The sequence below is a fragment of the Arthrospira sp. PCC 8006 genome, from assembly GCF_046480465.1.
In the GTDB taxonomy this organism is placed as follows: domain Bacteria; phylum Cyanobacteriota; class Cyanobacteriia; order Cyanobacteriales; family Microcoleaceae; genus Limnospira; species Limnospira platensis.
Genome location: NZ_PKGG01000152.1, coordinates 1 through 12893, shown reverse-complemented (window position 1 = coordinate 12893; position 12893 = coordinate 1). Strand labels below are relative to the sequence as shown.

At 46.0% G+C, this 12893-nt stretch carries 18 protein-coding genes; 6 read left to right on the top strand and 12 right to left on the bottom strand.

Features of this window, described 5'->3' with window-relative positions:
- The 4 genes from truB to B9T16_RS19175 all read right to left on the bottom strand — a co-directional run.
- Positions 1-861 (bottom strand): tRNA pseudouridine(55) synthase TruB (gene truB, locus B9T16_RS19190; protein ID WP_410245510.1); only part of this gene is annotated, 861 nt, incomplete at its 3' end.
- 5 nt (positions 862-866) lie between these two features.
- Positions 867-1778 (bottom strand): calcium-binding protein, encoded by a 912-nt coding sequence (locus B9T16_RS19185; protein ID WP_410245509.1) that lies wholly within the window; start codon positions 1776-1778, stop codon positions 867-869.
- A 32-nt stretch (positions 1779-1810) separates the two neighbouring features.
- Positions 1811-2791: an ABC transporter ATP-binding protein gene (locus B9T16_RS19180; protein WP_006618446.1), complete on the bottom strand. Its 981-nt coding sequence runs from the start codon at positions 2789-2791 to the stop codon at positions 1811-1813.
- Complete coding sequence (locus B9T16_RS19175) at positions 2788-3258, bottom strand: CoA-binding protein (RefSeq protein ID WP_006618445.1); 471 nt, start codon at positions 3256-3258, stop codon at positions 2788-2790. Before B9T16_RS19175 ends, B9T16_RS19180 begins: the two co-directional genes overlap by 4 nt.
- Before the next feature lie 70 nt (positions 3259-3328).
- Here B9T16_RS19175 and B9T16_RS19170 point away from each other — a divergent pair, with 70 nt between their 5' ends.
- The gene (locus B9T16_RS19170; RefSeq protein WP_006618444.1) at positions 3329-4219 is read left to right on the top strand and encodes a lysophospholipid acyltransferase family protein; all 891 of its coding nucleotides are present in this window, start codon (positions 3329-3331) and stop codon (positions 4217-4219) included.
- 261 nt (positions 4220-4480) lie between these two features.
- Here the strand turns inward: B9T16_RS19170 and B9T16_RS19165 are convergent, their stop codons facing one another.
- Positions 4481-4609: a hypothetical protein gene (locus B9T16_RS19165; RefSeq protein WP_410245508.1), complete on the bottom strand. Its 129-nt coding sequence runs from the start codon at positions 4607-4609 to the stop codon at positions 4481-4483.
- Between the two features lie 5 nt (positions 4610-4614).
- On the opposite strand from B9T16_RS19165, the gene B9T16_RS19160 reads away from it, so the two are divergent.
- From B9T16_RS19160 to gshB, 3 genes are all read left to right on the top strand, one after another.
- Positions 4615-4803 carry a hypothetical protein gene (locus B9T16_RS19160; RefSeq protein ID WP_006618443.1) on the top strand — a complete coding sequence of 63 codons (189 nt, stop codon included), beginning with the start codon at positions 4615-4617 and terminating at the stop codon, positions 4801-4803.
- Between the two features lie 104 nt (positions 4804-4907).
- Positions 4908-5168: a glutaredoxin 3 gene (gene grxC / locus B9T16_RS19155; protein WP_410245507.1), complete on the top strand. Its 261-nt coding sequence runs from the start codon at positions 4908-4910 to the stop codon at positions 5166-5168.
- A gap of 73 nt (positions 5169-5241) precedes the next feature.
- Positions 5242-6225 carry a glutathione synthase gene (gene gshB, locus B9T16_RS19150; protein ID WP_006618441.1) on the top strand — a complete coding sequence of 328 codons (984 nt, stop codon included), beginning with the start codon at positions 5242-5244 and terminating at the stop codon, positions 6223-6225.
- 27 nt (positions 6226-6252) lie between these two features.
- Here the strand turns inward: gshB and B9T16_RS19145 are convergent, their stop codons facing one another.
- The 6 genes from B9T16_RS19145 to B9T16_RS19120 form a co-directional block, all read right to left on the bottom strand.
- Positions 6253-6987: a class I SAM-dependent methyltransferase gene (locus tag B9T16_RS19145; RefSeq protein WP_006618440.1), complete on the bottom strand. Its 735-nt coding sequence runs from the start codon at positions 6985-6987 to the stop codon at positions 6253-6255.
- Between the two features lie 2 nt (positions 6988-6989).
- Positions 6990-8099 (bottom strand): hypothetical protein, encoded by a 1110-nt coding sequence (locus B9T16_RS19140; protein ID WP_410245506.1) that lies wholly within the window; start codon positions 8097-8099, stop codon positions 6990-6992.
- Between the two features lie 151 nt (positions 8100-8250).
- Complete coding sequence (gene ilvN, locus B9T16_RS19135) at positions 8251-8778, bottom strand: acetolactate synthase small subunit (RefSeq protein ID WP_006618438.1); 528 nt, start codon at positions 8776-8778, stop codon at positions 8251-8253.
- Positions 8778-9983, bottom strand: coding sequence for an RRXRR domain-containing protein (locus B9T16_RS19130; protein ID WP_410245505.1), 1206 nt, complete (start codon positions 9981-9983; stop codon positions 8778-8780). Before B9T16_RS19130 ends, ilvN begins: the two co-directional genes overlap by 1 nt.
- 248 nt (positions 9984-10231) lie before the next feature.
- Complete coding sequence (locus tag B9T16_RS19125) at positions 10232-10441, bottom strand: hypothetical protein (protein WP_006618452.1); 210 nt, start codon at positions 10439-10441, stop codon at positions 10232-10234.
- A 281-nt stretch (positions 10442-10722) separates the two neighbouring features.
- Entirely contained in the window at positions 10723-10872 is a 150-nt protein-coding gene (locus tag B9T16_RS19120) for a hypothetical protein (protein ID WP_157888674.1), read from the bottom strand.
- Between the two features lie 133 nt (positions 10873-11005).
- Between B9T16_RS19120 and B9T16_RS19115 the strand changes: the two genes are divergently transcribed.
- The gene (locus B9T16_RS19115; protein WP_410245504.1) at positions 11006-11872 is read left to right on the top strand and encodes a calcium-binding protein; all 867 of its coding nucleotides are present in this window, start codon (positions 11006-11008) and stop codon (positions 11870-11872) included.
- 405 nt (positions 11873-12277) lie between these two features.
- The gene (locus B9T16_RS19110; protein WP_006618450.1) at positions 12278-12601 is read left to right on the top strand and encodes a calcium-binding protein; all 324 of its coding nucleotides are present in this window, start codon (positions 12278-12280) and stop codon (positions 12599-12601) included.
- 24 nt (positions 12602-12625) lie between these two features.
- On the opposite strand, the gene yidD is transcribed toward B9T16_RS19110, so the two are convergent.
- Positions 12626-12856: a membrane protein insertion efficiency factor YidD gene (gene yidD, locus B9T16_RS19105; RefSeq protein WP_006618449.1), complete on the bottom strand. Its 231-nt coding sequence runs from the start codon at positions 12854-12856 to the stop codon at positions 12626-12628.
- Positions 12857-12893: the final 37 nt, after the last annotated feature.

The following is a 12893-nucleotide window of genomic DNA, read 5'->3' as shown; positions in this document are numbered from 1 at the left end:
CATAGTATCCTGTTCTTGAATAATGCGTCCAATACCGAGAAACTGACCGGATTGGTCATCCACCCGTAACACTGTATCGACATTTCCCGCCACGGGAACCCGCTGTCCGTGACTCCAACGTTTAGCATCTTCGGAACCGAGGGCGATCGCCTGTAAATGAGTCAAAGCCACAGAGGGGTCAAGGGGTTTAAACTGTTCCCGCTTGACCAGATCTTCCAACTCTTCAATAGTCAAACTATTTGCCAAGCTAAACCCACTGGACTGTAGGCGAACTAAACCCGCCAGAGTCCCCCCGGTGTTCAGACGTTCCCCCAAATCCCTAGCAATCGAACGGATATAAGTTCCCGGACCACAGGCGATCGCCAATTCCACCTCTGGAAACTCCCCAGGTCGCCAACTCAAAACATCCAACCCAAACACCTCCACCGTCCGGGTGGGAACTTCCACCACCTCACCCCGTCTGGCTCTCTCATATAAGCGCTTTCCCCCCACATGAATCGCACTATAATAGGGTGGTTTTTGCTCAATTTTCCCGATAAATTCAGGCAACAGGGCGGCGATATGTTCGAGTTGCAAATGAGAAGCCGATCGCACCTGTAAAGTTTCCCCCTCCAGGTCATCAGTGGCGGTTGTCATCCCAAAGCGAATCACTCCCCGATAGGCTTTCTCAGAGGACAGAAATTGCAGCAGGCGGGTAGCCCTTCCCAATGCAATAGGTAGGACCCCAGTCGCCGCCGGATCAAGGGTTCCTGCGTGTCCTACCCGCTTTAGGTGTAACACACGTCGAACCCTTGCCACACAGTCATGGGAAGTCCACTCCAGTGGCTTATTCAAATTAAGGAACCCTTGCAAATCGGCCATCAATCTTAAATAGTGATCTCATCAATTGCGGTAAAATCCCCGGAAGTGAGATTATCCACACCAACCACAATAGCCACAAAAGCGCGATTAGGATCAAAACTTTGCCTCAGTCGGATAACGGTGCTATCTTCTAGTTCCCCTTCCAGTCCCACGGAAGTACCGGAAACAAACTCTAGGTTAGTAGATCGCAGACCACCCGACAGCAAAATATCATCGTCACTCGGAGTATAATCCATAATGACATCGGCTTCCGGAATGTTGACCCCCCCACTGAGGGAACTTACCACAAAGGAGTCGCGACCTTCCCCACCGATGAGAGTATCAGCGCCAGTATCTCCCGACAGTAGATCATTGCCATCACCGCCATATAGGATATCATCGTTTTTGCCACCGAAGAGGGTATCGTTTCCATCCCCTCCATATAGCCAGTCATTAGCTAAATTGCCAAACAGCAGATCATCTCCGGCTTCACCATAGAGGGTATCTGCTTCTTGACCACCATAGAGGGTATCATTACCATTGCCGCCATAAAGCAAATCCCGGCCTTGGTTGCCAAATAATAGGTCATTTCCGGCTTCTCCCAACAGGGTATCAGAACCGGCTTTACCATAGATGGTATCATTGTTGCTACCCCCCAATAAGGAGTCGGGTCCGTCACCTCCAAGAATGCGATCGGCGGCACCAGTCCCCCTCACGGTTTCCCCGGCTGAGTCGGTGACAGTAATTTCATTAACTGAACCATTGCTGCTCAAGGTTTCCCCAAAGTCGGGGGTTCCATTTCCCAAATTATTACCGGAATTATTAGTTCCTCCGTTGACGGAACCTTCGGGGGGGATAATCAGATCAGCGGGTAAGGTATCCACACTGAATAGCTGCTCTAAAATCTCTGGATCGATTACAACTCCTGTAGATGACATAATAATTCCTCAATGTTGTTTATAAGTGGGTTTTATCGACTGGAATAAATACCCCGTTCCCTTAATTGTTGCATAAAAAACTCTTCGAGGGAAAGGCGGGATAAATTCATGGATATCAGTTGAGCATTAATATCCTGTAAATGGGCGATAAATTCCTGGGGATTTCCTTGCAGATTGCCGCGCCAATAGTCTTGTTCAATTTCCAAGTTGGTTACCCATTCCTCCAGTTCTTGGGGATTACCACCTTTGCCACTCACGGCATAGGTTTCAGTAATTCCTAATAACTCATCCAAAGAACCGATAGAAACGAGTTCTCCCCTGGCTAAAATGGCGACGCGATCGCATATTTTCTCGACATCTGACAGGACATGACTGTTAAAAAATATGGTTTTTCCTTGCTGCTTCAGTGATAAAATAATCTCTCGGATTTGATAACGACCCATCGGATCAAGACCGGACATAGGCTCATCTAAAAATACTATTTCCGGGTCATTAATTAAGGCTTGAGCCATGCCAATCCGTTGTAGCATTCCCTTAGAATACTGTCGCATCTGTTTTTTGATGGCGGCTGATTTTGCCAGTCCGACTAAATCTAATAATTCGGGAATCCTTGGGCGACTAACTGCTTTAGGTATTTGGAAGAGTTCCGCCGCTAACTCTAAAAATTCCCACCCGGTCAGATAGTCGTAAAAATAGGCGTTTTCTGGTAAATAACCAACTCGCTGTTTAACTTGGCGATCGCCAATAGGTTTCCCCAATAAATAAGCCGCGCCAGAAGTGGGACGCACCAAGCCTAGTAACACTTTAAATAAAGTCGTTTTGCCGGCTCCATTTTGTCCCAAAAGCCCAAAAGTTTCCCCCTGATATATACTCAGACTACAATTAATCAGGGATTCGATTTTTTGATTCATCCAAAATCCCGTCCGGTAAAATTTACCTAACTTCTCGGTGCTAACTACCGCCGGGGGTGAAGATTTCGGTGATTGGGGGGGTATGGTTTCAGCCTGATTCATCGGTTTTTGCTTATATGAAGACGCTCGATCTCAATTTTAATACATAGGTTCATCACTAGGTTTAACCCGGCATCTAAAGCCTTTTGACTGGCTTCTGGGTGGGTGATTCCCAACTGACTCCACACGGTTTTCGCCCCAGCAGCGATCGCCTCATCAACAATTTCTGGTAGATATTGCGAACCTCGAAAAACATTCACAATATCAATAGTTTCCGGGACCGCCTGCAAATTAGGATAACAAGGTTGACCGCTAACCTCTCTCAATAAAGGATTCACCGGATAGACCCGATAGCCCCGGTTTCGCAAAAATTCAGCCACCATGTAACTAGGGCGCGCCGGTTTATTGGAATGACCATAAACGGCGATCGCCTCAGACTCCGCCAACACCTGAGCCATTACGGTATCATCTTGGTTGAGATCAAGCATATTCTGCATATCCTCATAATTTAGGGCCCATGGTAAACCCATCGCGGCGTTTTCCGCATCTGGAAAAGGGAAGATCTTGATTGAATCTAGTTGCTACTGGGAGTCGATAACCTTGAACCGATTTACCGATAATCATACCGAGCATCATACCGATAATAATTATGCCCCACCATCACCACCAGACCTAGATGGTTGGTGCTTACAGGGACGAGATCCTGAGTTTGTCCGATCGCTCATGCCAGTTTTGGGATGGTTTTACCAGCACTATTTTCGGGTCAAAATGGACGGCTGGCAGCATCTCCGAGATTCAGGCAGAATGTTAATTGTCGGTTCCCATAATGGTGGCTTGGCTGCGCCAGATATGCACATGGGTTTATATGGCTGGGCCGATCGCTTTGGCTGCGATCGCCCCCTCTATGGCTTAATGCACCCCAAAGTCTGGGAAATGTCCCCCCCAGTTGCTACTCAAGCCGTGCGGTGTGGTGCTATTCGCGCCCATCCCCGAATGGCGATCGCCGCCTTACAAGCAGATTATCCCGTTTTGGTTTATCCAGGGGGGCCAGAAGATGTGTTTCGCCCCCACAATATGAGAAATCAGATTTATTTTGCCGGGCGGCGCGGGTTTATTAAATTGGCCCTACGCACCGAGTCCCCTATTGTTCCCCTCATTTCCCATGGAGCCCATGATACCCTCATTGTCCTCGCTGATTGTTATCAACAGCTTAAAATCCTCCATGATTTGGGGATGCCTTGGTTACTCGATATTGACCCGGAAGTTTTCCCCATTTATTTGGGACTCCCTTGGGGGTTAAGTATTGGTCCTTTGCCGAATATCCCTTTACCAGGGGAAATCTATATTCGGATCTGTCAACCTATTGTCTTTCAACGCTATGGTCGAGAGGCGGCCGGCGATCGTGATTATGTCGAGTCCTGTTACCAATTGGTCAAAACTCAGATGCAACAAGAACTCGATCGCCTTGTCCTCCAGGTCGAGAAATCCTGAATCTCCCTCTCTGGATAGTTATGCAAATCTTAAATCTTTATTAATTTGGAAAACGGCGATCGACAAAAATTAACACCCCAAATTTAATCACACCAGCTATAATCCCCAATTTCCGCCCTTTCTACCTCAACTACATTGCTCAATAACCATGATTTCCGGTTCGGGATCAAGGTATACCTAGTTAATAGCTATTGCTACCCGGTTCAAAGTCTGGCATAATTGATCAGTAGCTAAACAGAGCGACCCGTTCTTTAAGTTTTTTTAACCTGCTACTAACCATCCGTTAAATATCTCCTCTGAATGTCGTGGTAATCTGGCTAAATCGTCAGGAATTACCCGATATTTTTGGGGTATATTAGCGCCAAATTTAAACCTAGTAAAAAAACCCATTTAAAATGTCTACCAAACAAATCATTCATTGTCCTAATTGCGGTTCCCACGCCGAACGCTATCACAGCCCTACACTCATTAAAACCCAGTGTCACACCTGTGACTATTTAATGATTACCTGTTCTGAAACCGGAAAAGTCGTCGAAGCCTACGCCCCTGGTCTATATGCCAGTGTATTGCAAGCCGTCAGCTAACCTATCCACTATTTTATGGCCACCCTGTTCCCAGGGTGGTCTCGTTGACAAAGCCTAATTAACTTAATATATTAAGAAATATTACTCATCTCCCTAAGACATATATGACTAATTCCATCGAAATCTATACTTGGAGTAGCTGCCCATTTTGTTTACGAGCTAAGGCTCTCCTCAAACGCAAAGGCTGGGAGTTTACCGAATATGTGATTGATGGAGATGAAGAAACTCGCGATCGCATGGCCGTTAAAGCCAATGGACGGCGTTCTGTTCCCCAAGTCTTCATCAATGGTCGCCATATTGGCGGCTGTGATGACCTCCACGCCTTAGAAGCCCAAGGTCAGCTTGATTCCCTACTTAGCGCTTAGTTAAACAAAACCCCCGACTCTGTACTACTCAGCAGCAGTCTGGGGTTCATCCTGATAACTTTTAAAATTATTGATGAAATTTGCTTTTATTATTGACCCCATCGCTAATCTAAATCCCGCCCACGATAGCACTGTTGCTATCATGGAAGCCGCCCAAGTAATGGGTCATGAAATTTGGATTACTCAAAGCCATCAACTAAGTGTCATTGCGGGGAAAGCCTGGGGAACCTTAACCTCCCTTCGTTTGACTCCTATTACCCGACGCGATCAGACTTGGGTGGTCCACTCCCCCTGGTTTGAGTTGGGCGCTTCCACATTACAGCCCTTAGAAGCCATGGATGCAGTGTTTATGCGGGTTGACCCCCCCGTAACTGTGTCTTACCTATATACCACTTATATTCTCGACTATATCGACCCCACCAAAACTTTAACCGTTAATGCTCCCCAAGGGTTACGCGCTGCTAACGAAAAAATGTATGCCCTCCAGTTTGCTGATGTCATTCCTAAAACTATTGTTAGCCGCGAAAAAAAGGTAATTCGGGAATTTGTCGAACATGAAGGCGCAGCAGTTTTAAAGCCTTTGGGTGGTAAAGCCGGTGAAGGTATTTTATTTCTGGAACCAGACGATCGCAACTTTAATTCCCTCGTGGAAATCAGCACCCGCCAAGGTGTTGAACCTGTCATGATTCAAACCTACTTACCCGCCGCCAAAGATGGCGATAAACGCATTATCTTGTTAAATGGTGAACCTATTGGGGCCGTTAATCGCATTCCTACTGGTAAAGAGTTTCGCGGAAATATGGCCGTCGGCGGTCGCGTCGCTAAAACTCAAATAAGCGATCGAGAGTTGCAAATTTGTCGCCGAGTTGCTCCGAAATTAATTGAAGCGGGACTATATTTCGTCGGTCTTGATGTCATTGGTGGTTATCTCACAGAAGTTAATGTCACCAGCCCCACTGGGATTAGGGAAATCGATTTACTAGACCATGTAAGTTTGGGTTCTCAGGTGATTGAATGGGTAACTTCTCAAGTAACCCAAATGATTCATCATTCCTGATACATTACCCCGTCGGTTGGCTTTTTCTTAGGGGTTGTGGAGGATAAAAAATTCATATCCATACCATTCGTGATATTCGCGATAGATTTCCACCTCCCGTTTTTCCAGGTCTAAAATTTTCAACGCCTCCTGATTATCTTGATAAATTCGATATAGATGATTAATCCGATCCTCCAAGGGGTTATAGTAATTTAACCACCCCCCCTCTGGTAGGGTGAATTGGTTAATTATTTCATATCCGCAATGACTGATAATCTCCGATAATTCCCATAGATTTTTCATGGCTGGATAATCAGCTTGCCAAAAATCATAAACCTCTGACGGCGGATTTTCCCGTAACCACACTAACTCACTCACCATCATATAACCACCGGATTTTAGATAGGATTTAAATTGCTTTAACCCCGCCTCAAAACCCATAATATACATGGAACCCTCAGCCCAAATAATATCAAAACTAGATGGCGGAAAATTTAGGGATGACATACTTTGATTTAAACAGGTTATCCTCTCCCCAAAACCTTCGGCGATCGCCTTTTGTTTAAGACTGTCTAAATAAGGTTGATGAATATCGATCGCCGTAATTTCTCCATCCGTTAATCTCCCTAATTCCAGAGTGGACGACCCCGGACCACAACCTATATCTAAAATCTTCGGTTTCGACAAACTTGGTATCATCCCAAATCCTTGTCTAGTATACTCATCACCCCCCGGACTTTCCCTTAATAAATCCCTGTGAATTTCCCAAAAAATCTCATTCATAGTTAACTTTTCGCCTGAAAATCTTTAAAAATTGTCTGAAACCCGTACATCAATCTATTGACATTATTAACATCACCAGGAATTATACCACACTCCCATTTTCGCTTCCGACTCGCTAACAACTTCCCCGCTACTTCTGACACACTATTCGACACAAAATAACAATCTCCCGCTACCCGTAACTCCGAGGCTAAAGACAAAAACGCTTGGGCTACTTCTGGCTGTAATTCGGAAGCAGAATATTCACAATTAACCCCCAATAAAATCCGCGCCGCGCGAGCTTCCCGCCCGTTATTTCGACAAGCATCTGCCTCCATTTTATATAATACGCAAATATCGCAATCATACAAAACTCGCAGCCGCCCGTGGACTTTCACCCCCATATGTATTTCTAAAGGTGGCTTATTGGCAAATTCAATCAGTGCGTGGGTGTAGGGCTGTGTTTTCTCATAGATTTGTCCGGGACGCTGACGAAATATTAACCTATCTGTGGCTTGTTTTGTCACATCCTTATAACTGACTTTACCCCCCTCATGTTTCGCCCCAGCTACGATGATATTAAATATATACAAAATAAACAGGTTCCTCAGTTGTTTATGTCTCCTGAGAGCGGGGTTAACGATCGCCTCTAAATTTACCTTGATTTCCGTCAACAATGATGGCTGATTTTTGGCGGAATTTACCCGCAACTTTCCTAGGGTCTTTCTGACCTGTTCAGCGGCGGCTAATCTTTCTAAAATTTCCGGCTGATAAAACTTGACAAATTCTGCCTTTTGTGCTAGGGTTGAATGCCAGGATATTTCTGATTTGAAATCTGTAGTCAGTCCTTGATTATCTAAGAGAGTGGCTATTTCTTGCTCCATTTCTACCCCAGAAATCACAGTGCGATCGATAGCATCAATCAGCATTAACAACTGTTCCTGGGGGCTATAATACGCCAATTTGAGGTCAGGGGATTTTCTCCCCATCACCATTTCCTCAACCGTTTTTCCGGCCGTTAAAATCTCCTCTACCTGTTCAGCGATCCATCCCAATTCTAACTGATTAAGTATTTCGATCAGTTCATCATAAATAGTCCCGCAATTATGTTCGTCCATACTGTTTAAAAACATAACAACCCCACACCTCCACCAGCACTATCTGGGAGGCGACTAATTATATTGTAGCTGATCAATTCAAAAATATGACTTAAAAATCAACTTTTTGGGTAAACCAAAACCCAGGACCCGCAAAAGTCGCCAGGGGTGGGGGTTTTGGTCTAAGTTAAAACTTAGGTTCAGCGGGTTGACTCTTGAGGAATTCGGTATTAACGCCAGACTCCCGCGTGAGAGCGATTTTACCAGTCCGAGAAATTTCGCGGATGCCAAATTTACTCAATACCTGAACGATCGCCACCATTTTACCAGGGTCTCCGACCACCTCAATAGTCAGGGAGTCATCCCCAATATCAACCACCCGCGCGCGAAAAATCTGAGCCAACTCAATAATCTCGGAACGAATAGCACTGTTAGGGGAGTTAACCTTCAATAACATCAACTCCCGTTCAACACAGGGAACCTCAGTAATATCAAGTACCTTGAGAACATTAATCAGCTTGTAGAGTTGCTTAGTCAACTGCTCAATAACGCGATCGTCCCCAGGGACCACCATAGTAATTCGGGAAACCCCAGATTTTTCAGCAGGTCCAACAGCCAGGCTTTCAATGTTAAATCCACGACGAGCAAACAAGCCAGCAATGCGCGTCAGAACACCCGCCTCATCTTCAACTAAAACAGAAAGGGTATGTTTCATCAAAAATTCTCCGAGAAACCCCCATCCTCGCGTAGCAGGTGGGGGAGGGATAGGAGCGGTGGTTGAGTGGGGTTCAATGCCCCCGAAACCACCAAGTTTGTACTACGCGCAATCAAAGAGACCTTAGAAGCGGTGAATTGACCCAACCGCTTCCAGTTTAGGTCGCTGACAGAAACCTGTCTGTGAGTGTCACCACTCACCCAGCCGACGACAACCCGACCTGCCATTTCAGCACGCACAATGTCGCCCTTCCTGACCCCATGCCGTGTGGTGGTACCGCCATATTTACGACGCACCCCACCTTTGGCCGGAACCATCAAGTGCAGTTGTCTACGAGAAATGGGAGGTCTGCGAATCACTTTAAAGATGGATGGTGTTAACTGAACCAAACCCTTCCAGGTATGACCGTGAGTGTTGGCAGTGTGAAACGGTTCATATTTGACGAACTCAGAACAGGCCAGAGTCAGTCCATCCACGGCATGAGTTTCAGGAGTTTGATCCGACTTGTCTTTTGACTTGACTAACCTTAACGCAGTCCTGAGATTAGCCGTTTCATACCCAAATTGAGTCTTAACCTGGGCTAGTTTTGACAACCAGCCCAGCATCACTTTTTGCCCCACCATTACAGGCGAGAAGGACTTGGACCCTTTTGCCTTTACATACTCATAGACGATCTTACTGACAGGGAATAGGCGGCATAGCTCCGTCACCACCCGCAATTCAAGTTGTCGGTTGGCTCGAATACTGGGAGGTAATTTGTTTTGTCTGCGGTTGTTAAAGCGCTTCTGCCGATGGGCACGCTKGGAATAGGCYMMMTTGCGGTTAATCCGTCTCCCACGCCTTCCACGCCKCATCATRCRACGTTGTTTCATTCGGTCTTTGACGGCTGGGAATGGGAGAACCAAGTGAGCCAGAAATAGGGTTGCCTTGGGTGATTGCACCCCAACACCGCTATACAGTTTCCCCGGGTCAACTCCAACCGCAATCGGTTGAGTCTCTTCCCCAGACGGTTGCTGAGTTAGTTGAACGTAGAACACTCCCAGGTCTGACCATTTTCCCACGGCTACCCCATCTCGAATCCAACGTCTTGCTCGACTGGGCTTGGTTGGCATTAATGGTTTCCCACTGGGGGATAAAACCGGAACTCGTAGCATGGTGATAAACCTCTTGCGAGTTTGAGTCTCTTCGCCCACCGAATCAAACATGGCTTGGCTTTCCCAACGCCCCTAACCAGGAGGCTTGCAGATAATCCGANCTAGAGAAGCAATCGGAAGTGCGTGGCATGATTCGGCTCAATGGGCTATTCAAAGTTTCAGCAGGGCCCGTTCCCCACTCTCCCACCTCGCGTTAGCAGGTGGGAGTTCTTGAAGTAATTGACGACTTAATATTGGGGTTTATATGCAACCATAGCCAGGTAACTCGAATCGGAAAAGCGATCCAAAGTTCCATATACCTAGCCACTGGGGCATGGTTTTTGAACATCTCTGAGAATTTTAGCTGATGCCGACCACAACTGAACCAAATTGGGGACTTTTCTTAGAAGTTCCTCAAAGCTGCTATCCCTCACCCCATCAGCGATGGAAGCATTTTTTGGAGATTTAGGGAGGCGATCGACAAATTTCGGCAAAAATTTTTGGAACCATCTGCCAACCCCCTCCGTCATTTTTGTAAGTATCAGCGATATAATTGGCCTATTACTGACAGTGCGATCCAAAATAAGGCCCAGGGCATAACCAACTTGCCCTACTTAAACGGAGACAGTTGGCCATTTACTGGAACCCAAGGAATTACAAACCTCAGAAATGTAGTGTTTGTAACTGTTCGCATATAGGGTGTTTAGAGGAGTTTCTAAGTTAAAATCGTTTCAGCCATTGCCAGGGTAACGATTATCTGTTAAGCTAGTTGTGATTTTTTGCGATCTCTCTATAATGTTGAGGAATTCTCTTAAATCATAGTTTGATCGGTAATATGGGCAAAAACCCCATCTAGTTCTAACAGACTTTTCCGGTCTTTTCCCATAACAAATAGGGAAAAGGCTTCCGGGTTTCGCTGGTATGGTTGAGAAATACTGAGTGTAAAAACTGGTTTGCCCAATCATCAGCTTTAGCCAAATTACCGTAAAATTACTCTAAATTTATCGGCAAACCTACCGAATATCCAGACTGCTATTGTAGAATCCCAATTGTCGAAAATTATTCATTTGTCCAACATTTCGTGAGGAGCACTTATGTCACAGGTAGTTGACCCCACCGAGTTTCAGGTAGTTTTTACAGCCAACGGAGCCGTTGTAGTCGGTAGTCCCAATCAGTCTAACCGCATTCGGGGAACTGCAGATGCTATCCGCATACAGGGTGGCGATATGGCGGATACCCTAACCGCTGGCGACAACCCCAACATGGTTATCTACGGCTTCAGCGGTAATGACTCAATAGTTGGTGGCGAAGGCGGCAACGAACTATATGGTAACCAAGGAAACGACACCATATATGGCATAGCAGGTAATAACCTAATCTATGGCGGTCAAGGTGATGACCTAATCTACGGTGGTGATGGTAATAGCAGCCTATCCGGTGACAAAGGTAACGATACCCTAGTCGGTGGTAGTGGCAATGACATCATGCGTGGTGGTGATGGAGATGATTTACTCATAGGTGGTGATGGTAACGACCTACTATTTGGGGAGCAAGGCAACGACACCCTCCAAGGTGGTCCCGGCAACGATACCATGTATGGTGGTCAAGGTGATGACCTCATCCAGGGTGGCGATGGCAATGACTTCCTAGCCGGTGACAAAGGTAACGACACCCTAACAGGTGGTGCCGGTGCTGATACCTTTGCTTTAACTGCTAATCCTAACCTAAGTCGCGATGTCATTACTGACTTCAATAGTGCAGAGGGAGACGTAATTGCTCTACGCGCTGGTGCCGGATATAACTTAGACTCCTTCCAAACTGTAGCCACTGCTGCAGACGCTGGTGGGTTAGGCGGTTTAGTTTACATCCAAAGCACAGGCGTTTTACTATTCAACGGCGAAGAAGTAGCCGAGTTCTTCGGTTCTCCAGATATTACAGCTTCCGATTTCGAGCTATTCTAAGGTTAAAATCCTTGGCGTAGGAGTTAAGTCGTATTGGTTCCCATTTTGGAATAGTAGATTGCTCCTCGATTCTCAATAGTAATTAATTTAAAAGTAGGGTTAGTAATAGCCCTACTTTTTTTGTGGCATTAATCACACAGCCTATAGCCAAAGGTATCAGGCAAAACGCTATAGAAAAGTATTGGACTGTTTTCCGGATGAATGGCCTCTCGCCTAGAGGATAGGAGTAGTTTGATCTAATGCTGAAAATGTCTGCACATGAGATTGAGGACATGACCTGATCAGATATTCTCAAGTCCGAGGCCATCTAACCATCAATACCCTTTTCAGCCTTTTTAACACGATTACACTCAATGGATGGTTTGACCTAAGCCATGAGCCTTTATAAAAGGAAAGTCCCTAACTATGTCACAGTTTATTGAAACCCCTCAAATTGAAGAATTGGCCGACGGAAGTTTAATCTTTCGAGGAGCTACCGACCAGGAAAATGTTTTTGATGGAGGGTCCGGTGATGATAGCATTACCGGCGGGAATAGTGACGACACTTTGTATGGCGGCCCCGGTAATGACACTATTGCTGGTCTTGGTGGTAATGACCTGATTTTGGGAGAAGAGGGTGATGATTCCCTTATGGGTGGTTCTGGTGATGATACTATCTATGGTGGCGAAGGAAACGATACCATCGACGGTCAAGAAAGATCAGGAATAATGGATGATTATTATGTTTGATGTATGGCGGCGGGGGGAAAGTTGTTAATGATGATGATCATCTTTTGGGGGAACAGGATCATAGCCGCCTGGGTGAAGGGGATGACAGCGCAAAATACGAGCGATCGCCATCCATCCCCCCCGAAAAATGCCAAAGCGATCTATTGCTTCCATAGCATATTCTGAACAAGTGGGATAAAAGCGACAAGCGGGAGGAAGCACCGGAGAAATCAATGACTTATAACCCCTAATCAAACCAATTAATATCCGTTTCATATCAACTATCCAACATGACAACTTGGGGAGCTAATAC